Origin of the sequence: Ignatzschineria larvae DSM 13226 (assembly GCF_038500265.1) — a bacterium.
GTDB lineage: Bacteria > Pseudomonadota > Gammaproteobacteria > Cardiobacteriales > Wohlfahrtiimonadaceae > Ignatzschineria > Ignatzschineria larvae.
On the sequence record NZ_CP150637.1, the window covers coordinates 1,138,382 to 1,161,026 of the forward strand.

14 protein-coding genes are annotated in these 22,645 nt (G+C 37.6%); 6 read left to right on the top strand and 8 right to left on the bottom strand.

Features of this window, described 5'->3' with window-relative positions; translation table 11 throughout:
* The first annotated feature begins 43 nt into the window (after positions 1–43).
* The 6 genes from WMO13_RS04790 (at position 44) to WMO13_RS04815 (ending at position 5,610) form a co-directional block, all read left to right on the top strand.
* Positions 44–979, top strand: coding sequence for an ABC transporter substrate-binding protein (locus tag WMO13_RS04790; RefSeq protein WP_416224369.1), 936 nt, complete (start codon positions 44–46; stop codon positions 977–979).
* A gap of 118 nt (positions 980–1,097) precedes the next feature.
* A complete protein-coding gene (locus WMO13_RS04795; protein ID WP_156923228.1) occupies positions 1,098–2,036 on the top strand; it encodes an ABC transporter substrate-binding protein in 939 nt (312 codons plus the stop codon).
* 39 nt (positions 2,037–2,075) lie between these two features.
* Positions 2,076–3,443 carry an LLM class flavin-dependent oxidoreductase gene (locus WMO13_RS04800; protein WP_051396000.1) on the top strand — a complete coding sequence of 456 codons (1,368 nt, stop codon included), beginning with the start codon at positions 2,076–2,078 and terminating at the stop codon, positions 3,441–3,443.
* The gene (locus WMO13_RS04805) at positions 3,436–4,071 is read left to right on the top strand and encodes an NAD(P)H-dependent oxidoreductase (RefSeq protein WP_084331381.1); all 636 of its coding nucleotides are present in this window, start codon (positions 3,436–3,438) and stop codon (positions 4,069–4,071) included. Before WMO13_RS04800 ends, WMO13_RS04805 begins: the two co-directional genes overlap by 8 nt.
* On the top strand, positions 4,071–4,553 hold the full coding sequence (locus WMO13_RS04810) for a GNAT family N-acetyltransferase (RefSeq protein ID WP_084331380.1): 483 nt from the start codon (positions 4,071–4,073) through the stop codon (positions 4,551–4,553). Before WMO13_RS04805 ends, WMO13_RS04810 begins: the two co-directional genes overlap by 1 nt.
* Before the next feature lie 52 nt (positions 4,554–4,605).
* Complete coding sequence (locus WMO13_RS04815; protein ID WP_026878050.1) at positions 4,606–5,610, top strand: MsnO8 family LLM class oxidoreductase; 1,005 nt, start codon at positions 4,606–4,608, stop codon at positions 5,608–5,610.
* Between the two features lie 230 nt (positions 5,611–5,840).
* Here the strand turns inward: WMO13_RS04815 and WMO13_RS04820 are convergent, their stop codons facing one another.
* From WMO13_RS04820 to WMO13_RS04855, 8 genes are all read right to left on the bottom strand, one after another.
* Entirely contained in the window at positions 5,841–6,158 is a 318-nt protein-coding gene (locus WMO13_RS04820) for a YkgJ family cysteine cluster protein (RefSeq protein WP_026878049.1), read from the bottom strand.
* A gap of 32 nt (positions 6,159–6,190) precedes the next feature.
* Positions 6,191–8,620 carry a dynamin family protein gene (locus tag WMO13_RS04825; protein ID WP_026878048.1) on the bottom strand — a complete coding sequence of 810 codons (2,430 nt, stop codon included), beginning with the start codon at positions 8,618–8,620 and terminating at the stop codon, positions 6,191–6,193.
* Between the two features lie 556 nt (positions 8,621–9,176).
* Positions 9,177–9,527: a hypothetical protein gene (locus WMO13_RS04830; RefSeq protein WP_026878047.1), complete on the bottom strand. Its 351-nt coding sequence runs from the start codon at positions 9,525–9,527 to the stop codon at positions 9,177–9,179.
* Between the two features lie 100 nt (positions 9,528–9,627).
* A complete protein-coding gene (locus WMO13_RS04835) occupies positions 9,628–12,792 on the bottom strand; it encodes a type I restriction endonuclease subunit R (protein WP_416224368.1) in 3,165 nt (1,054 codons plus the stop codon).
* A 238-nt stretch (positions 12,793–13,030) separates the two neighbouring features.
* Positions 13,031–14,395, bottom strand: coding sequence for a restriction endonuclease subunit S (locus WMO13_RS04840; RefSeq protein ID WP_026878045.1), 1,365 nt, complete (start codon positions 14,393–14,395; stop codon positions 13,031–13,033).
* Positions 14,385–16,073 carry a type I restriction-modification system subunit M gene (locus WMO13_RS04845; RefSeq protein WP_034855044.1) on the bottom strand — a complete coding sequence of 563 codons (1,689 nt, stop codon included), beginning with the start codon at positions 16,071–16,073 and terminating at the stop codon, positions 14,385–14,387. Before WMO13_RS04845 ends, WMO13_RS04840 begins: the two co-directional genes overlap by 11 nt.
* Before the next feature lie 382 nt (positions 16,074–16,455).
* A complete protein-coding gene (locus tag WMO13_RS04850) occupies positions 16,456–17,421 on the bottom strand; it encodes an Abi family protein (RefSeq protein WP_026878043.1) in 966 nt (321 codons plus the stop codon).
* Between the two features lie 140 nt (positions 17,422–17,561).
* Positions 17,562–22,643, bottom strand: a complete 5,082-nt coding sequence (locus tag WMO13_RS04855; RefSeq protein WP_026878042.1) for a DUF4011 domain-containing protein — start codon at positions 22,641–22,643, stop codon at positions 17,562–17,564.
* Positions 22,644–22,645: the final 2 nt, after the last annotated feature.

The window sequence follows — 22,645 nt, forward strand, 5'->3', positions numbered from 1 at the left end:
CTTTTTTATGAAAATAATCAAACGAATTAAATTAAGAAAACAACTGACATTTATGAAATGTTATCCTCTTTTGTTTCAGGGTTTTCTAAGCCTTATAGTACTTATATCAATGCTTGCATTAGCTGGTAGGGGTGAGATTGATTTAAGTATTGAACAATTAGATCGACCAAGAGTCGCAGAAAATAGCACTTATATAAGGCATGTCAGTAGCGCATCCTTTGTAAAGCCGGATTATTTTACTGTTGGATTGAGCACATCCTCCTCCTTACCATTACATGACTATGCTTCTGACGCCATGACAATTATCGGTTTTGATGTAGATTTAGCACTAGCCATAGCAGATTCTATGGGGAAAGAGTTAAATATTGTGAGTGTCGCCTGGGCTGATTGGCCTCTAGGTCTTTCAAGTGGTAAATTTGACGCAATCATTTCTAATATCACAGTGACAGAAGAACGAAAGAAAAAATATGATTTTGCAACTTATCGAAAAGATAATGTTGGCATCTATGTTAAACATGATAGTTCGATTGAAAGTATTAATAAACCTTCCGATATTGCAGGATTAAGAATTATTACAGATTCAGGAACCAACCAAGAAAAGATATTACTTGAATGGGATCAACATAATATTAGGGCAGGATTAGCTCCTGTGAAGATCTCTTATTATGATGATCGTGCTTTACAAACACTTGCCGTAGAGAGTGGTAGGGCAGATGCGATTTTTAGTGTCAATCCAATGCAAGCTTATGCGGCTGCTATTAGCGGAAAAACGAAACATGTAGGCACCGTGAATGGCGGTTGGCCTTTAACAGCAGAAATTGCAGTAGCCTTTCCTAAAGGTTCTGATTTAGTTGAGCCGACAGCAGATATTATCAATGAGCTAATTAACAATGGTATCTATCATCAAATTTTAACAAGATGGGCTCTAGAGAGTGAGGCTATTGAACAGTCGCTAGTCAATCCTCAAGGTCTTCCTTGAATTTTCATCATTACAATGTGTTAAAGAGATCTGTTTAGATAAATATAGAGAAGATAGAGAGATTTCAAATAGCAACCTAAATTGTAATTTAATTACCTAGATTTAAAAGGATTACACTATGACAATCTCAAAAAAAGAGATTCTATCTCAATTATTACTTCTATTTGTCCTATTTAATATAGGGTTAGTTATCAAAGCACAGTCGTCCTTTGATATTACAGCCGCTCAATTAGGAAGAGTACATGTAGAAAAAAGCACGCAAGCGATAGATGCAATTCCCGGTGATTTTAAATTTGTATCGCCTGGTAAATTAACGATTGCCGTTGCGCCAAGCGACCCTCCAACTGCATTCTATGCAACAGATGCGAAGACACCTATTGGAGTTGATCCTGATTTTGCTTCAGCGCTTGCTGAGAGTTTAGGGTTAGAATTATCCCTTATTCCTATTACCTGGATCGATTGGTCATTGGGATTATCAAGCGGAAAATATGATGCTGTATTGGCAAATGTTGGTGTGACAGAAGATCGTAAGAAGAAATTTGATTTTTCTACTTATCGCTTAGGATTACATGGATTCTATGTGAAGAAAGAGAGTGAAATTACTGAAGTGACAGAGCCCAAAGATCTTTCAGGTTTACGTATTATTGTGGGTGCCGGAACCAATCAAGAGAGAATTTTATTGCGATGGAATGAGACTCTATTAGCTGAAAATGATCCTCCACTACAACTGCAATACTATGATGATGGTGCCGTGAGCTTATTAGCAATCCAATCGGAACGAGCCGATGTGATTGTTCAACCTAATGCTCAGTTAGTTTATATTGCTGAAAGAGATGGCAATATCAGAGGGGTCGGAACTTTAAGCGCAGGATGGCCTGATCGTTCGGATGTGGCTGTTGTAACACGCAAAGATAGAGGCCTTGCAGAACCGATTACAATCGCCCTTAATAGTCTAATTGAAAATGGCCATTATCAAAAAATATTAGATAAGTGGTATTTAGGGGATGAAGCATTAGAGGTCTCTGAAACGAACCCTCAAGGCTTGCCATTACAATAATTGATCAGCAATTTATAAATAATACTTTAGGAGGAAGATATGAATAATCAAAAAAAAGATAGACAAAAAGGCCAAAAAATAGAGATAGGCTTAATGCTTCATGGCGCAGGAGGGCATATGCATTCATGGAGACATCCTTCTTCTACATTAGATGCAAGCGTTAATCTCAGTTACAATATCGACTTAGCAAAAGAAGCAGAAGACTCAGGCCTCTCTTTTATTTTTGTAGCCGATGGATTATATATTAATGAGAAGTCTATCCCCCATTTTTTAAATCGTTTTGAACCTTTGACTCTATTATCTGCGATTGCAGCTCATACATCGAAGATTGGTTTAGGCGGGACGGTTTCTACTTCATATAGTGATCCTTATACAATCGCTAGACAGTTTGCCTCTTTAGATCTGATTAGTAATGGTCGAGCTGCTTGGAATCTAGTTACAACACCATTAGAAGGAACGGCTAAAAATTATGGTCGACCACATCCTGAGCATAAGCTTCGTTATGAAATAGCGAAAGAATATATTGATGTTGTACAAGGACTCTGGTCATCTTGGGAAGAAGATGCATTCATTCGTGATAGGGATAGTGGCCATTTTGTCAATACTGATAAAATGCATCGAGTTAATTATAGTGGTCAATTTTTTTCTGTTGAAGGTCCTCTTAATATCCAAAGATCTCCTCAAGGTGAACCTGTGATATTTCAAGCAGGTGCCTCTGAGTCAGGAATTGATTTTGCTGCACAATATGCAGAAGCTGTATTTACCCATATTCAACGTCTCGATGATGCTAAGCACTATTATCAAAAAGTAAAAGCGCAAGCTGTCGCAAAAGGAAGATCTGAGGATGAAATTAAAATATTTCCCGGAATTGGGCCTATCATCGGTAAAACAGAAGCAGAGGCAGAAGAGAAGTATCAGGCAATTCGCAATCTTGTAAAGATTGATGATGCACTTGCTTATTTAGGTCGTTATTTTGATCACCATGATTTTAGTCAATACCCATTAGATGCGCCATTCCCGGAGCTTGGAGATATTGGTCAAAATAGTTTTCGATCAACTACAGATCGTATTAAACGTGAAGCGGCTATCGGGGGGTTAACACTTCGAGAAGTTGCATTAAATGAAACGACTCAACGGAGTGATTTTATTGGCACTGCAGATCAAATTACCGAAAAAATGATTGAGTGGGTTGAAGCTGGGGCAGCAGATGGTTTTATTCTCACATTCTTAGTTAGTTCTCAGGGGTTTAGTGATTTTAAATCGGAAGTCTTACCTAGGCTTGAGCAACGAGGATATTTTAATTCAACTTTGGCTCATAGCACTCTACGAGCTAATCTAGGGCTTCCAATACGCCAGAATTGTTATAGGGTATCAAATCCTTTTTTAAAGGAGGCTCATAATGATTAAATTAGTAGCTTTTTCAGGCAGTGAAGGGACGTCTTCAAAAACATCCGTTTTACGAGATATGATTGCACAAAAAGCTGTGGATCAATATAGATTTAGATTACAGCAGTATGATATGACGGATTTAGGGCCATCCTTGGGATTAGCTAAAAGTATTGATGACTTAGATATAGAAGCAAAATCGGTTATTACAGCAATTGCTGAGGCGGATGCTTTGATTATTGTCACACCCGTTTATAAAGGAAGTTATCCCGGATTATTCAAACATTTTATAGACTTATTAGATGTGAATCTACTTTATGGAAAACCTATTATTTTAGCGGCTACAGGTGGGGGAACGAGGCATGCTTTAATGGTTGAACATCAACTAAGACCACTATTTGGCTTCTTTATGGCACATAGTTTGCCTACTGCAATATATGCCTCCTCGCAAGATTATTCCAAAGAAAATAAACTTATAAATCAGAGCATTATATCGAGAATAGAACAGGGTGTAAGAGAGTTTCAGCCTTTTATCCAAGTAGATAAAATGGATGAAAAATCATCGAGTAAGAATCATCTATTTTATGAGCGATTATTACAATTTAAATTAATATTGCCATGGACGAATGATTTATCAGGGGAGAGATAATGGATACTGATTATTTCCTCTACATATCAGCAGATGATCCTAGAGCGGAGGTGCTTACTAAGGCATTGCTCAATGAATATGATAGCCGATATGGTACTTTTTTTGATCCCCGAGGTGCTATTGCTGAAATGGAGCGATATCCTACCACGGATTTTGCGCCTCCTCTGGGAAATTTCATACTGTTAATGCGCAATCAAACAGTAATTGGCGGTGGCGGGTTTAAATTTTATGATTCTAAAACGGCTGAAATTAAAAGAGTCTGGGTAGATGAAGATTACCGTCGACAGGGATTAGCTGAAAAGATCTTACAAGAACTAGAAGTACAAGCGGCAAGGCAAGGGTATAAACGCATCTATTTAACGACAGGATGTCGGCAACCTGAAGCGGTTGGGCTCTATTTAAAGAATGGATATCTTAACCTTTTTGATTTAAAAGAGAATTTAGAAGCATTGAAAAAACTTCCTTTTGAGAAGTTAATTTAGTATTGCGGATGAAAATAGATAATGTGCAAGGAACATATACAAGGAGTTTTTAATGGTTTATCAACTAAGTATGTTAGACAAGTGCCCACTCCATGGAGGGATTACGGCACATCAAGCGCTTTTAAATGCCGTAGAAACGGTACAAGCAGCCGAGGTAGCCGGATTCACTCGATTTTGGGTAGCAGAACATCATAATTCACTCACGCATGCCTCAAGTGCTCCGGAAATATTAGTATCTTATCTACTTGCTGCAACTCAAAGTATTCGAATTGGAACTGGTGGAGTGATGTTACAGCATTACAGTCCTTACAAAATTGCTGAAGTTTTCAATGTACTGGCATCATTAGCACCGGGAAGGGTAGATATCGGTATTGGTAAAGCGCCAGGAGGATTACCCTCTTCAACTCAAGCATTGCAATTAGAGATGTCTGCAGATACACGGTTATCATTTGAAGATAAAGCTTTATATTTAAGTCAATTCTTAGAAGGTTATGCTCTGGAAAATAGTCGTATTAAACGGGTTACAGCGACGCCCGTTCCTGTTCAGAAAGTGCAAGGATTTCTATTAGGCGCGAGTATTGAAAGTGCTAAACTAGCCGCAAAATTGGGCTGGAAAATGAGTTATGCCGGGCACCTCAATGGTAGTGAACAAAAATTATATGAAACTTTTGCGGCATATAAATCTGTTACCAAAGGAGATGTTCCTCAAGCAGCATTAGCTGCAATAGTAGCGCCTAGCATCGAAGAGGCTAATGCCCGTGCTGCTAATATCGCAATCTATAAAATTCATTTTTCAGATGGTAAAGTATTCTCTTTGCCTTCTTATACCATTGCAGAAGACTTCGCCGCCGAATTAGGCCGGACAGATTATCAAATTAAGAAGGAGCCACTTCAGATTATTTCTGGAACAGCCAAAACTGTCAGTCAAACACTCTTTGAACTACAACATAAATATGGCATTCAAGAATTTATGCTCGAATTTCCGGAAACAACCTTAAACGAAAGAATCACTGCAATTGAATCATTAGCTTATTATCAACAGAAATATGCAGGATAAGATTTACTATCATTAATTACGATATGGGCCCTCCGTGGAGGGTCACACCTCCTATCGATTTATATATTATGTCTAATTCTATATATTATGTTAAATAAGATATCTGTTTTATATATGCTCGAATCTGCCATACAACATATAATGGAATTAAATTTCAAGCATGCTCATTGTAAACTTTAAGAACTGAACTCTAAGAAGATTCTAAGAAGATATTACCTTTGATGAAAGCTTTACTTAAAATCATTATCCCTATTTGTAGCCGTAATTAAAACTCGATATTCTTCATCTACTTTTGCTTCTTCCTGCATTGCATTACAAATCTGTGCATTCATTTTATAAAATTCAATACGACTATATTGTGCGGAATAAACTTTTTCATACATTTCATCCACTCGGCATTCAAGGGGACGACTATCGTAGATGGTGCAGTTATTTTCTGCTTGAGAGAAATATTTGCAGGTGCCATTGCCAAGGTCGTAATCTCGTAATGCTTCAACACCACTGATACGCTGACAACAGAGACCACAACCTGTGCATGGGAATATCATTAAAAACCCTTTTAAATAATTTTAATGGTATTTTAATGAAGAATACTTCTAATATCATCTAACAATTGCTTATGTAATTTATGATTTTCGATTTTCTCTTCAATATTTTGAAATTCATCACTTTTCACAATAGGAACTATTTTAGAAATAAAATCATCCCAATGATTAGAAAATTGACTATCATGATCCCGAAATGCTGAAATAGTTCGTTTTATTTGTTTATCTATACTGTTTAGAAATGCCAACTCTAAGTTACTAGCAGGGATAATTGCTTTTTCTAATATTTTCTTTAAATTTAGAATATCATTATTAATTTCTTTTAAAACCTCTTCTTTATTTTCGCTAGAATGCCCATCTCTTAAAATATTTTGTACACCAATTATGTCATCTATAGAATAATTTGTTTTCGCATATTTAAGCAAACCTAGCAGAGTAGTCAATTTATTGATGATGTCAGCTCCTCCACTAATTCCACTACTTAAAGATATTAATCGGGTCGTAAGAGTAGGTATCTGATCTAATTTTTCTAAATCGAACAGGGTACCATCTTTTTGAATTAAAATTAAATTTACTAATTTTCCTTTTCCATTGGAATAATAACTATCCAAATATATAAATTCATTTTTACTCGATAAATAACGATTGACTCTATCATGGCTAAGAATAGGAGCCGATAATAATGCATCAAATATATCTCGTGAAAAACGTTCAATTAAATATATAAAACTACTCTCTTTATGAGATATATCTCGAGTTAGTTTATTAATATAATTTTTGCATAACGGTTCAACTTCTGTTATTTTTTCACTACTTCCCAAGCAAATAGACTCAGTGAATTCTCTGATAAAGTTAATTTCTATCTCTTTTGCTTTGTTATCTGTCATAGATTTAATCAAATAAGAAAAGTCCTCTAGATATTTCTTATGCAAATCCTCACGAATTTTTTGATTAATTTTATTAATAGGTGTATCTAACCTAATGCTATCTGAATTATTAATTCTATAGGTTTCAAACTGATCTTCTGTAATTTCATTAAAATATCGATCATTAGAAAGTTCATATTTAAACTTATTGCTGAAATAAGAGTTCCCTATAATTTCTTTTTTTAATTCATCTCTTAATTTATTCAAATTGGATTTTAAATTCTCCTCTATAAGGCGATATGATTCTTTGGTAATTTTTGCCTGTTCAGATTGTTCCGAAAAATTTTCATCAAAATCTGAATCTTTTAAAATTCCATCAAATATTGACTCCATTAATTTATTATTGGTGTCTATTTTACGTTTTAAAATTTCAAATCGTTCAGTTTCATAGTACTGTATTAATGCAATCCTAATATCATCTATACCTGTGTTGTGAATATCATAATTTAATTTGACATCACCAATAATATTTTCATTTGCAAGATACTTATATGCAGAGCCCACAAATACTCTATGTTCCTCGCCAATATTATACTTCTGAACATCTTGTATTAGGATCTTGGGATTACTAATTAAGTCTTCTTCGTTATTTACACGATCCAACTGATTTCCAAAAACAAATAACTTATCCTTAAGTGCTATTCCATCCTCATCTGTATTTTTAGTAATAATGCTCAGAGTTGTCCCCTGTAAACTTGGATTAACCCCAACATTTGTTACTAAAATAATTGCATCAGCAGCCTTTAAGCGCTCCTCCGTTTGACGAAGATGAATCTTGGTAGGAGAGTCAAAACCTGGAACATCATAAATAATGGCATTTTCTAGTTGTTTTAATTCCGATGATTCTATCTCAATATGACTCACACTACGAGGCTTTGATGTATCTCTCCCTTTATCCTGTCCTTTGATATACTCTTGAAAATCATTCTCTTTTAATTGATCACCTGAAAACTCTTTTACTTCACCTGTTAAAATTAACTTATCACGACATTTAATAATATCTTTTATTTCTTCGTCTGTTTTGCCTATATGACTTTTATATAAAGCAGGGTCACTATCCTCTAGCTTACTAAAGTAATTTTCAAAATCTTCAAGATTGATATCTCTAAATGATATTGGACTACCTCCATGAGGCTGATATCCGATTTCATCCACTAAGGTGACAAAAATATTATTAAATTCTTGTTCAGTATAAAATTTGACGCTTGCTCTATCAGTTCCGCTAACAAGTCTAGTTGAAGTAAATGTACATCTTTCTGGAGCAGATGGTAGAATATTATTTTTTATTAATGCATTTGCAAAAGTCGACTTACCCGCTTTTTCTAAACCTACTATTGCAATTTCGAATTCATTACTCTCTAATTTATATTTAAATTTTTCATTGTTTTTTTCAATATGTTGAAGTTCTTTTAATTGATCTTGATTTAATAAATTAATACGATCATTGCTATTGATTAATTTACGTAATACACTATTATTATAGTCAATGTTTTTGATTATAGCGTTTTTTTCAACATCAAATTTATTTATTACTGTCATCTATTAAATGCCTTCATATAAAAATTATTAATTATTGGATATTTAATTGAACTAAAATTAGTTTATTTTTAAGTATCCTTACTAACTGTTTTGGTAAATTTCACCAATAATTATTTATCTGGTGATGAGATTTTATACCTGCATTAAAATCTTAATACTTATCTCATATTTCCACTTTTTCCTATATCGCTTTGTCAATCTGAACATTCCTATTATAAAATTTGATATGCCTATAGATAAGAGGAGAATGAATTTCCTCACTGATCTCATTAACACAGCATTTAATACCGAATTTTATTGAACTCTATTAAATAATAACTGTTATTATATTAACAATCTATGAAAACAGACATTAAAATTTAAAATAATTGTAAATTGATATTTACACTTAAATTTAGTATTAAGTGATATCTTAACATAGAAATATGACAGGTTATGTCATATATTAAAATTTATTCTGTTATTCATAGACTTATTTTATTATGTATGCATAAAAAAGAGAGACAACCATTGCCTCCCTTTTAATCGCACTTCTAATCTAATAATAACCGCTAACTCACTCCCGAATCACCGGCAATTCCGCGATATTTCTCGCCGATTGGATGAGCATCCATTTGCCTTGTGCTCTTCTCTCTCGTAGGTTTCGTTCTGAAATTAAGAAATTGTAGAGCGCTTCTAATTCTCGTGTGCGCACATCATTGTGTACCTTGCCGGCGGAATCGACTATGGGTGTTCGGTAGATCTCTTGATCTTTGGCAAGCGCTAGGCGCATCTGTAATTGCGCAATGGAATCTTCATCTAAAGCCCAGGTAAACTCTAGAAAGTGGATCTTCTCCCGCAAATATTCCTGCTTCCACGCTCGCCATTCCCGCTCTCTGAGAAGCTTCATCTCAACAAAACTTTTCATCTGTTTCCTCTTTTAACTTTAAATGATTCTTTAAAGGTTATTGTAGGTTGCTAGGATAATGTCATACAAGGATGAATCTGAGTTATTTTATATTTATCCCCTAAAACAACTTCTCCTGCGTCCATTGGTCGGAGATCTTTTCAGTGTTTTCTAGGATGAGATTAATCGCTTCTTTTTGGCCATCGGGTGGGTAGCCGTAGCGTTGTAGGGTTCTACGGACTAGGATTCTGAGGCGGGCGCGGATACTTTCTCGTTTCTGCCAATCGACAGTGACTGATTTGCGTAGGAGGTTGGTGATTTCAATGGCGATCTCTTTAAGTAGATCATCGCCCATCTCTTCTACAGCGGAATGATTGTTTGCAAGCGCTTGATAGAATGCTAATTCATCGCTAGATAACCCTAGCTTTTCCCCATCTTCTACTGCTTTGGCAAGATCTTTTGCCATAGCAATGAGTTCTTCCATTGCTTCGGCTGATTCTATGGTGCGATTATTATAGCGAGCCATCGTCTTTTGTAAGCGATCTAGGAATTTAGATTCCTGTACAACATTATTTTTAAAATTCGCTTTCACTTGATTGTTAATCAATTGCTTGAGCATTGCTAAAGAGAGATTTTGATTCTTGCTCTCCCGCATTGTATCGAAAAAATGATCATCTAAAATATCAATTCTCGGATTCTCTTCCCCACAATAGTCATAGAGGTCAATAATGCCATCTGCACTAATGGCATTGCGAATAATCCGTTCAAAGATAGGATCACTATGTTGTTGACGCTGATTGGCCGCGTCGGAAGTGGCTTTGCGAATCAGTTTCCCTAAGCGATTATAAAAAGCGATCTCTTTCTGATAAGGTTCTGCTTCAGCCATTGTCGAACAGAGTGAAAAAGCTTTGTTTGCGCCCAATAAAGCATTTAAAAATCGTTCCTTACCATCGCCGGCATTCTCATGTTTGGGCAATCCTAAAATATAGTTTGCCGCATTCATGAGTAAGAACGGTGCTTGGTCACTATCAAATCCTTTTAAGTCAAATCCCGGCTGATCCGGTGTTTTGGCAAATAGACCATGGATAATCTCCAAATAGCGTTCAAATTGTTGGAGTGCTTCTTCGACATCAATGGTCGGTTTCCCCTTCCCTTTGGCGTTCGTATAGACTTTTAAAGCAGCTTCAAGCTCTTTGCCGATTCCAATATAATCCACCACTAATCCGCCGGATTTACTCTTAAAGACTCGATTGACTCTTGCAATTGCTTGCATTAAGTTGTGTCCACGCATCGGTTTATCAATGTAGAGTGTATGACAAGATGGCGCATCAAAACCAGTGAGCCACATATCGCAGACGATCACTAATTTAAAGGGATCTTCCGGATCTCTAAAGCGGGATTCGAGATCTTTACGCTCCTTTTTATTATAGAGATGTTCTTGGAATGATTGCGGATCAGAGGCACTGCCGGTCATCATAATTTTGATCTCACCTTGTGCAGGATCATCATGATGCCAATCGGGGCGGAGTTGAATAATCGCCGCATACAGCTCCACGCAAATCGCTCGACTCATCCCAACAATCATCGCTTTACCGGGAATGTCGCTCTCCTGATTACGTTTCTCAAAATGCGTTACGATATCTTCAGCTACCATCGCCACGCGACTTGGTGCGCCGACAATCTTCTCTAGCCGGCTCCATGTGGCTTTCTGTTTCTCTTTCTCTTCTAATTCTGCGCCCTCTAAAATGTCCTCAAGTTCTTCCTCTTGGCGCTCAAGTTCCGCATCATCAATATTAAGGCGTGCTAAACGGGGCTCATAATAGATCGGCACAGTCGCCCCATCTTTCACTGCCGCTTCAATATCATAAACGGAGATATCCGGTCCGAAGACTTGGCGCGTATCTCGATCATCAACAGCAATCGGAGTGCCGGTAAAACCAATAAAAGAGGCTTTTGGCAATGCATCTCGCATATGCTTAGCGTAACCATAAGTATAAAGCCCTTGCTCATTTAAAGTGGCATTTAGGCCATATTGTGTACGGTGCGCCTCATCAGAGATCACCACAATATTACTGCGATCATTGAGAATGGGATGCTCTCCGCCCGTCTCTTCCGGTGCAAATTTCTGTACCGTTGTGAAAATAATCCCGCCCGCTTCTCGCTCTGCAAGGAGTTGTCTTAATTGCCCACGATTTTCCGCTTGCACTGGTTTTGAATTTGGAAATAGAGATTCTGCGCCCGCAAAGGTCGCAAAGAGTTGATCATCTAAATCATTACGATCTGTCACCACCACAATTGTAGGGTTATGCATCGCGGGTGTTTTGAGAAGCTTGCCGGCATAGAAGCACATAGAGAGCGATTTACCGGATCCTTGTGTATGCCAAACAACGCCAATTTTCCCATCTCCCAGTTTCGGATGACTAGCCACAATAGTCGCTTCAATGGCATTTTGTACTGCGTGATATTGATGATAGCCGGCAATGATTTTAAAGACTGATTTTCCATCCTCTTTGAACAGTACGAAATTTTGCAGATAATCAAGTAGCCGTTTTGGCTCGAAAAAGCCATAGATCAATGTCTGTAACTCAAAACTTAATTTGGGTGTATCGCTCTCTTTTTCTACCGTTCTCCAAGGCATAAAGCGATCAAATCCTGCCGATAATGAGCCAATGCGAGCCATCAAGCCATCGCTAATAATCAAGGCACCATTCATGATAAAGAGATCTGTAATCTCCTCTTTATACGTTTGTAATTGATGATACGCTTCTCGATTCACCGCTAAGGAATCTTTACCTTTACCCGGATTTTTAAGCTCAATGACCACAATGGGTAAACCATTAATATAAGCGATGATATCAGGTCGGCGCACGCCTTTACTGCCGGCAATCGCTACTTGATTTGTAACAAGAAAGTGATTATTCCCCGGCGTTTGAAAGTCGATCAGAAAGACTCGCTCATGTTGCCGGTTGCCCTCTTCATCTTGATAGGAGATAGGAAAGCCATTTTGTAGATATTCCGTCATCTGCCGGTTATTAGCAATGAGATCCGGTAATCGATTACGAAGCAGAGAGCGCAGTTCCTCAAAAACCCCCGCCTGTTGTGCCGGCGGAAGCCAATCATTAATGCGATAGAAAGCCTCTTCAATATGGGGCATTAAGAATGGATCACTATCGGATTCCCGCAGTGGATTGTCGCCACTCACCGCAATATCTGGGCCAAATTGATATTCCCAGCCTATCTCTTTGAACCATTCTAATGCAGTAATTTCTAATTGTTTCTCATCCATCATGTCGGTTTCTCTCTCTATTCAATCCCTAGCGGTCATGATCTAAATTAAAGATAATCATCCTTGATCGTTACGGCTTCCTTTTTTAAAATTTTTTGTACTAAAGTTACTGATTAAACAATCTATTAGCATTATTCTTGCTAAAAAGTAGCAAAATATTTCCCGATTATTCCCACTTCAATCAATCCTGCACTATCTCTAGGTTAGATTGTTAATAAGGAATTGTTGAGATAATTTCTCAATCCTCATTCTCCAACAATTCATCAATCTCCACATTACTCACATCAATCTTGCCGGAGAGGAGTTTCGGAAGGAGTGTGTCTCGGAGTTCGGTGAGGGTTTTGTTAGATAATGTATTATCCACTTTATGTTTTAACAAATTATCGATAATATCTATCATCAAAAACTTACTTGTCGGAATAAGACAAAGAGTTTCTTTTAAATGGGATCTTTTAATATGCCCCATTGTTACAGCCTTATCATTAGCTATTTTTTGAAAATTACTTAAATGGTATTTTGTATAAAAATAAAAAAACCATTTAGGATAATTTTCAGAAACTACTTTGAACAAATGTTGATTAAGAGCTGCTTTACCACCACACCAAATATCAACTAATAGAGTTCCAGACCAAGAAAAAATAACGTCACCATCATTAATAATGCTATTTTCTCTAATATCAGGCGAAGCCTTTTCTTCGTGATTTGCTTTCCCGGATCGCAATTCAGCAATTTTGACAATAGGCAAATAATCATTAGGATCATCTGGCCGGAATTTTTGTAATGCTAAACCATTATGATATTCCGCTATTTCATCTAAAGGCTTAACCTCCCACCCTTTCGGGATCAATCCTAGCTCTGATTCTTCTAAGCTATCGGGGAATTGTTCTGCGATGGCTTTTAGCTCGGCGTATTCTTCCGGCGCGGTGGTTTGTAAGGCTTGCAGGGCTTCAGAATCTTTGCCGGAGATTGCACTCATTGCCGCAAGGAGAATCCCCTCGGCATCTTGGCCGGCTTCTTTCGCCTCAATCTTCGCTTTCACCGGCTCAAAATCAATAAACCAACTCTTGAAAATCGCCTGAGCCATCGCTTCTAGGGTTTCATTGATTTGGTTGTTGAGTTCTATTTTAGAATCAAATAGACTTAGAAAACTCCCTACTCTTTCCCTAATTTTTTGAGCTGGGAAAGTGTAATTAAACTCTGATAGCGACTGCCAAGATACTCTTTGCCGACCTGATGTCCCTTCCATTCTAGATTTTGCATATTGTCTAAACTCAGGAAGTCTAGACAAATAATATACGTATTCTGCATCCGATTCATTGATTGGTGACAAGACAATAAATTCAGTTGATCCATGCCCTATTTGTGACTCTTCTAATATAGTAACCATTGCAGTTTTACCATTTTCTAAGCATGGAGTTATACGTGCAAATAAAGTATCCCCATTTTTAAATTTAGCACCACCAGAAAATGTTTTTAGCTCAACCTCTTTTACAAATTTATTGTTTTCTTGTATTGCAGCCATGCTAATAAAGGGGGCTACTGAATTTTTTTCTAATTTTCTTGTCGGATTAAACTCAATTATTTCATTAATATCAAAACTCATACCCAATCCCCTTTAAATTCTTACGAATTGCGGCTTCTAATTCGGAACTTTCAGCAAATTGTGTTTTGAGGGTTTCAGTTAAGCGAGCCATTTTCTCGGCGAAGGGTTCACCATCGTCTTCTATTGCTTCCGCTCCCACATAGCGCCCTGGTGTAAGGACGAAATCATTCTTCGCAATCTCGGTAAGATCGGCGGAATAACAGAAGCCGGGAATATCTTCATACGTTTCGCTCTGCGCTTGCCAAGCGTGGAAAGTATCGGCGATGTGGGTGATATCTTCGGCGCTAAAATCCCGCTGAACACGATCTTTCATATAACCGATATTGCGAGCATCAATAAAGAGCGTTTTTCCTCGGCGATCTTTGCGATTGCGCGTGAGCTGCTCCCCTTTATCTCGGGTTAAGAACCAGATACACGCCGGAATTTGCGTATTGGTAAAGAGTTGCCCCGGCAATGCCACCATACATTCTACGAGATCCGCTTCTACCAATTTTTGTCGAATATCGCCCTCGCCACCGGTCATCGAACTCATTGAGCCATTGGCTAATAAGAGCGCCATCGAACCTTTCGGCGCAAGATGATAGATCATGTGTTGCAACCAAGCAAAGTTCGCATTGCCCTCCGGCGGTGTGCCAAATTGCCAGCGGCGATCATTTTGTAACGATTCGTGCCGCCACTCTTTAAGATTAAAAGGGGGATTTGCCATAATATAATCGGCTTTTAGATCAGGATGCTGATCATTAGTGAAGGTATCGGCATTTTGCTTACCAAAGTTAAAATCAATCCCGCGAATCGCAAGGTTCATCGCGGCTAATTTCCAAGTCGTTGGATTGCTCTCCTGTCCATAGATAGAGATATTCTCTTTACGAATCTTCTGCCCATTCGCCATCTTATCGGCGTGCTCTTGAATAAAACGCATATTACTCACAAAGAACCCGCCAGAACCCATCGCCGGATCGTACACACGACCTTCGAATGGTTCGAGCATTTCAATGATTAATGTCACGATGGATTTAGGCGTATAATATTGCCCGCCCTGTTTACCCTCCGCTAAAGCGAATTCACCGAGGAAATATTCATACACATGGCCAAGAATATCGTGGCTAGAGAGATTGAGCTTCTCCCCTTTATATTCGGGATGATTAAAATCGGTGAGAGAGAAAGCTGTAATTAATTCCGCTAGTTTGTCATCACTTAATTGATAACCCGAGATACGATTTAAGATCCCTTTGAGCTTCTGATTCGCCTCTTCGATCTCATCAAACGCATTATCCACCAAGCGATTTACCGAGGTAATGGTGCGCTCTTTACCGGCATCATTTACCAATTTTTGTGGAAATGGCAAAGCAGATTGCTTTTGCAAGAAATCCCAACGAGCATGACGAGGCACCCAGAAGATATTTTTCTCGGTGTAATAATCACGCTCTTCTAATTCATCGAGCAATTCAGCTTCGGTGGCATCTTCAAGATAATAGACAGAATCAGGATTTTTAAACTCCTCAAGTAAGATCTCCCGGCGATGATTAAAGCTATCAGAGATATATTTCAAAAAGATCAACCCCAATACAATATGCTTATAATTCGCCGCATCTAAGCTACTACGCAATTTATCTGCCGATGACCAAAGACGCTTATCAAGATCCGCTAAAAACGCTTGCTCTAAATTCTGTTTTCCCATTATCGATATCCATTTACTAGAATTATTACTTATTAAGATATTATTTATATATCTAGATATGATAACGGTATTGGCAAACGAATAGCAATTATAAACTGCTTATTTATGAAGCTAATGCCTATTGATTGCTAAGGAGTTTCTTACAACATGTCTCAATAATATTGATAAAGAAAATGGATATGGTTATTATAATAGGCAATATGCTCGGGCACCTCTGCATTTCCGAATGTACGTCCCGGGTCTCCTATTTTACGTTTGTTAATAATCTTTCCCTTGTCATCGCTTATTGACAAAAGAATTACTTATTAGTAGTATAATAGGCAATACGCCCGGGTACCTCTGCATTTCTAAATGTACGTCCCGGCTTTCTTTTGCCCAAATTTTATTGCCATAAATCCCAATCCTTTAAAAGGTTAATGCTGTTTAGCCCCATATCGTGAAAACTGATCGCACTATTTTCGGGATAAGGGAAAGTATTTACTAACTCTTTAAATCTCTTACCCCAAGAGGAATTAGGACAGATAACTTTTAACATCTGCTGCAAAATACAAAAGTAGAGAAAAACCTTAGCATTATTCAAATCTTTCCAACCTATATCTGCATCAATAAAGTTAGAACGATCTATGATATTAATATTCCATAAGCGACTATGATGCGCTGAAACATTACGGATGAAGTTTAGACTTCGTAGCCATTGGGCGAGCTGTACTCGATGATTGCTTACTTTTCGAGTGGCGATTGCGCCATATTTCTCTGCAATAATTTGTTGATCTTCTAATTTCAAACCAGAAAATAGATGGGATAACATTCCAAAGTCCCATAATTCACAAGAGACCCAAATAGGTAATTTCCCTTGATACTTCTGTTGATAATGGATAATAAAAGGTTCTCGGTGAGCACGTTTGATCTGCTTATTTAAATCTTCCAACCATCTTTCAAGCCCTGTTTTCCCAGTTCTAGGATCACGATGTTTAGAGAATTTACCATGAAATAGTGTCGGATTATATTGCGCACACACTTCTCGTTTCCCCAATAGATGACTGATATCTACACGTAAGGCAAGTTCAATTCGTTCAATAGCATCAAATGCTAACAACCGTAATTTCTTATCAAAAACATATAATTGAACAGCATCTTCAAAGCGACTACCGGCGATAAATTGATTGAGTTTTTGTCGATGATTATTGGGATTTGGTTGACGAAATGGGTACCAATATCCACTTAAGCGATAATAACCAATTCTCGATAGGTAATTGCGAGCCGTTGATCGATTATCAAATACTAATCCTCTCTCTTCTAATAACGATAATTGATCATCAAAAGATTTCCATGGTTTTTGATTGTTCATAATATTTATATTTTTATAATTAATTTTTGAAGTTAAATATTATAAATTGTTATCGGTTTTATTGTTAAAGAAATTAATAAACCCAGAATTCAATTGAATCCTGGGTTTCACTCTTTTTTACTCTATAAATGGAAGAGCGGTTATTGGCCGATTTTCTGCTTTAAAATTCCGACAATTCGGTCAATCTCTCTTTCAGGGTGTTTAAACCAATCGGTTGACCAGATTCGTTCGATCTGCCAACCTAAGCCTTCGAGCACTTGCTGCCGCAATCGATCCCGATCTCGAGCTGATTTAGCTGAATGGTAGGTTGCTCCATCGCACTCAATCCCTAGTAGATATTCACCGGGATTTTGTGGATTAACAACCGCTAGATCAAGATAGTAACCGGCTATACCAAGTTGTGGCTCTGATTCAAATCCTCTAGCCCGGAGTGCTTTTGCCACCGCTTCCTCAAAATCACTATCATAACCTTTTCCTTCATGAACTGTGATATGACCAGCAATCTGTTTGCTTTCACAGTAGCGTAAGAAGTTTTTGAGGGCAACCACCCCTTTACGTTTCCCTTCGGTAGCAACGACATCCGAGGAACTCATCGAGGAGAAGATAATCATACGATATTTTGCCCGGGTAAAAAGTACGTTTAACCGGCGCCAACCCGCATCACGATTAATAGGACCAAAGCGTTGTGGTACTTTCCCGCCCATAGTTTGTGGGCCATAGGTCATAGAGATAATAATAATATCTCGCTCATCCCCTTGGACATTCTCGAGATTTTTAATAAAGATCGGTTCATCTTTTTTCTGATCTTGTTGGTAAATCTCCCGGAAAATAGGATCTTCTTGTGTCTTAGCTTCCAGAAGATCTTCAAGCAATTGACTCTGTTTGGCATTCATAGCGACAAGTCCAATACTCATTTCTGTCCCGCTTTTTAAGAGTGTCACGACTTCTTCAATAATCGCTTGTGCCTCTTCCCGATTTTGGCTACCGACAAATGTCCCATCAATGCGGCGATAATCAATACCAAGTTGATCACTATTATCCGGCGATGGAAATACCACAAGATCATTATCATAGAAATGGTAATTGGAGAATTCGATCAATTTTTCATGACGTGAGCGATAATGCCAACGTAGCCGGCGATTGGTAAAGATAGGAATTACCGTATCGAGAATACTTTCGGTCGTTTCAGCTATGACTGTATCTTCATCATATTCATCTACATCACTACTCTTTTGGAAGAAGCTAGTAGGGGGTAACTGTTTAGGATCTCCAACGATGACGGCACTATCTGCCCGTGCTATTGCCGCAATTGCATCTTCAGGACGAATCTGGGAAGCTTCATCCATAATCATAATATCGAAATGATATTTACCAGGCTCTAAATATTGCGAGACAGACATTGGACTCATCATAAAACAGGGTTTGAGAATTTGAATAGATTCTTGCGCACGATTCAAAAGACTACGAATCGGGATATGACGTGTTTTTTTGCTTGCCTCATGTCTAATAAGCGCTGTTTCTGTCAATTGTCGCACCGCACCCGTACTAATACCTGCGGGAGTCTGCTTCTGACTCTCTTTTGCAATAATTCTCTCCCGCTGCAATTCTAAAAGTCGTTTATCTGCATCAATAAAGCGCTGGCGTAGACCTTCATGTTCAAAACGACTAAAATCTTTCGCAACTTCAGATTGAGTCAAAATCTCTTGACCTAGTTGGTGGTAAATTGAATATTGCCAAAATGGGAGAAGCTCAGATGGGGCAATATTATTATGCAGTATCACTTCTAATAAGTCTTTCAACGCCCCTGAACGTTCTTTTTCATAGATATGTAAAAACTCTTGGATAGTATAAATTGATTGTGGATGATTAAGAGCTGCACTATTTTTATCAACCATCGCACGATAGCTCGCCCGAGAAGGATCACTCCACTGTTGAATGTCAATGATGCCATCCTCTTCTAATTGCACTAACTTATCTGCCACTAATTGATGTAATTTTATCAAAGGGAGATAAACTTTTTGAGATTGCCAGGCTTGATAATAATCATAATGGCAATGATTGATTAAAGCAGTGAGAATCGGCTCTGGTAACATCTTTAGCTCTACCACTTTGGAGAGCAGTTCGTGGAATCTCGCTGAAATTTCCGGCTGAAAATCTGTAATGACAATCGGGTTATTGAAATATGATTGCAGTGCCGGAATTTTTTGTGCCGCTTCTAATGTTATTAAGTGGGATTGTAATTGGGCGCTTTCATTTAAGGCTACTTCAAAATCACTCAAAGAGATATTTAATGTTGCAAGGTGAGCTGTAAAACTCGTAATCACCTTTTCTAAACATTGTTGTAGCGCAAAATATCCTTGAGAATCATCATTAATGTTCAGAGAAACGCTTGATAATAAATCACTGTTAGGAAATTTTTCTTGAAAAATAAGATGTAATCTTAAAAATTCTTCATAGTTTAATTCAATCTTATCGTGCCAAAATTCACTTATCGCAGATAAAGTTTCATACTCTGCTTCATAGAGAATTTCATCAAATTCAACCGGTTTATTCGTGATATTCCCGTAACTCTCCTGAATATCTGCATACCAAGCGATGAGCTGTTCAATGCCATCAACATCGGTCTCTAAGCCTCTATATAATTTTTGAACTAAAAGATTATTCTCCGAAGCAGCATCAATAGCTGCATTAAAATCATGAAAATCAAGGAGATGAGGTGCTAATGTCTTAATTCTCTTAGCATTTAATTTTTTACTATAAGAGAATTGATTAAAAAAGGCTTTTGAACCTCTCCATTCTGAAGAGAGGAAGCTAAAAAATCCCCCTTCATTAATGATCTGGAAATGGGCTTCTAAAGCATTCTTCGCCGGCAAATGATTCAAGTCAAAATGCACATTTAAGATCGAGCCTTTCTCTTGGAGGCCTCTGAGTGAGGGGATTAATTCATTCAACTTAGTTGTCAAACTATTTCGAAGAAAATTCTTATCTCTTAAAGCCCATAATTTGGCAGGTAATAGATCAATTTTTGTAATAAATTGTGCTAAGCTAGCCAAATTTTGAAGACCCCCATTGGTTAAACAGTGCATATTCCCGGGCAGTAATGCTTTCAATGACTCTAATTTGTTTGCAATAGTCCCACTCACATTGAATATAGCTTGAATCTCTTCAGATTCTTGCTTCAGTTCGGCTACTGTTTTCTGTGGATCATAACCTAAATCAACAACCGTCTGTAATAACTGTCGGTTCTTATCTATCAAATCATGGTCGAATAATGCATTCGGGGTTATCTTCTCTGTTAACGCTACCACTATTTGCGTTGTCTGAACATATTTTTGGGTTAATTCAGTCGCTTCTTCTGACTCTAATAATGTTTTAAGTAATGAGAAATCAACATTTTTTTCAATAACAGGTAGATTCTCTAATCTTTTATAAAGAGCTTCCATCTCTTCAAAGGGTGTATCTAATGCACTTAGATCACATTTTAAAATTGCGCTTAATTCTTGCCCTTCTTTTAATAACTCATTGATTAAGGCTTGATAATCACTTATTTCTGATTTAATTCGATCAATACTATGACTATCGCCATTTTGATCAACTAATCCCCACCAAGGATGATCCGCAATATTGCTACCTGATTGATCGGCAATTTTTTGCATAATTTCAGAGAGGGTTTTGACTCTGTCATTCAGCTCTCGATCTTTCATGGGCGTATAATTTTGACCTGCAACACCTTCTATGGTCAGTGGTGCACGCTCGCTACTGAGGGAAAATTTTAATGCGGTTGCCTTAGCTAAAATTTGCGATGGTGTTAAATCCGTATTCTGCCATGGCTCGTTCATTGTCATAACATAATGATTGAGCGCTTCCCGATATCGATGTAATACTGCGATCTCTTGATCTATTTGGCTAACTGAATTGGTAGTGCTTCGATTTAAAGCTGCATTTAAGTCTTCTAATACCGCTGTTTTGTTCGCCTTATGACTATGAAGCTCTAAACAGAATTGGCCTAACCCTGCTTGATCTAAACGACTCTTAACAACATTAAGAGCGGCCATTTTCTCGGCGACAAAAAGTACCGTTAGTCCTTGTTGAATACAGGCTGCAATCAAATTCGTGATTGTCTGTGATTTCCCGGTTCCAGGCGGGCCTTCAATCACCAAGTTCTTTCCCTTAATCGCATCAATTAAAGCACTATGTTGAGAACTATCCGCATCATAGATAATCGGAAATAATTCTTCTATATCTTCAATCTCATCAAGGTGATACTCTTTGGGCATATTGATAACATGATCATCATTTCTCTGCCCTGTTTTTGCAAAAATTTGCTGAATAATGGGATGATTTTCGATTTGCATCTCTGATGGCCAAACAGAAGGATCTAAATCTTGATACATCACCTGCTTAGAAAAGTTAATCCCCGTTGTTAGGGTAAGATTTTTACGTACTCGCCATTTAGGGTAATCTTGTTCAAGAAAGCAGGCTTCGACCGTCTCAATATATTGATCAATGGATTGTGTTTGATCATCAAATTCGGGGAGATCAAATCCAAAGTCATGTTGTAATTTTTCTCTAAACGTCTGATTGAGAAGGTCTGAACCATCATCTTTGAGGGAAAGGCGGGCTTGATTACCTGATGTATCTAATTCTACGGGGAGTGTAATCAACGGTGATAAGCAGCAATTACTAGAATCTCGACTTTCATACCATTCGACAAATCCAAACACCAGGTAGAGGATATGAATCCCACTCTCTTCTAAAGATGTTTGATTTGATTGGCGAAATTTTTTAATAATGGTGGCTAGATCATCTTGAAATAAGAGTGTTTGTAAACTTTTAGAAAAGCGACCTTCAGAATCTATATGAATGCTTGCAAGATCGTAGTCAGTGCTATAGCCTAACTTACTTGCCCACTCTTCTGCACTCAATTTAATTCTATTTTCAGCAACGTCTTCAGCAGGATATCCCGCTTGAATCAACTCCTTGTCTGTAGGTATTTTAATACCTGAAATTATAAATTGACTATTTGCTAAGAACTCAGAAAAAACTCGGTTAAAATCGGCTTCAATAAATCGTAACGAGCTTGTTTTTCGAAACTTAAAATTGATAAGGCTATTGATTTTAGAAAGATCTAATAACTTAGTCCTGATAGATTCTAAAGAGTTATAAGAGAATGTGGAATTATGGGAATCTGTCATCTGTTTATCCGTGTCCATATTAATCATCT

Coding starts and splice junctions, on each gene's coding strand:
- WMO13_RS04810 (WP_084331380.1), top strand. CDS start 4,071: ATGGATACTGATTATTTCCTCTACATATCAGCAGATGATCCTAGAGCG.
- WMO13_RS04795 (WP_156923228.1), top strand. CDS start 1,098: ATGACAATCTCAAAAAAAGAGATTCTATCTCAATTATTACTTCTATTT.
- WMO13_RS04805 (WP_084331381.1), top strand. CDS start 3,436: ATGATTAAATTAGTAGCTTTTTCAGGCAGTGAAGGGACGTCTTCAAAA.
- WMO13_RS04840 (WP_026878045.1), bottom strand. CDS start 14,395: ATGAGTTTTGATATTAATGAAATAATTGAGTTTAATCCGACAAGAAAA.
- WMO13_RS04835 (WP_416224368.1), bottom strand. CDS start 12,792: ATGGATGAGAAACAATTAGAAATTACTGCATTAGAATGGTTCAAAGAG.
- WMO13_RS04815 (WP_026878050.1), top strand. CDS start 4,606: ATGGTTTATCAACTAAGTATGTTAGACAAGTGCCCACTCCATGGAGGG.
- WMO13_RS04850 (WP_026878043.1), bottom strand. CDS start 17,421: ATGAACAATCAAAAACCATGGAAATCTTTTGATGATCAATTATCGTTA.
- WMO13_RS04855 (WP_026878042.1), bottom strand. CDS start 22,643: ATGATTAATATGGACACGGATAAACAGATGACAGATTCCCATAATTCC.
- WMO13_RS04830 (WP_026878047.1), bottom strand. CDS start 9,527: ATGAAAAGTTTTGTTGAGATGAAGCTTCTCAGAGAGCGGGAATGGCGA.
- WMO13_RS04845 (WP_034855044.1), bottom strand. CDS start 16,073: ATGGGAAAACAGAATTTAGAGCAAGCGTTTTTAGCGGATCTTGATAAG.
- WMO13_RS04820 (WP_026878049.1), bottom strand. CDS start 6,158: ATGATATTCCCATGCACAGGTTGTGGTCTCTGTTGTCAGCGTATCAGT.
- WMO13_RS04825 (WP_026878048.1), bottom strand. CDS start 8,620: ATGACAGTAATAAATAAATTTGATGTTGAAAAAAACGCTATAATCAAA.
- WMO13_RS04800 (WP_051396000.1), top strand. CDS start 2,076: ATGAATAATCAAAAAAAAGATAGACAAAAAGGCCAAAAAATAGAGATA.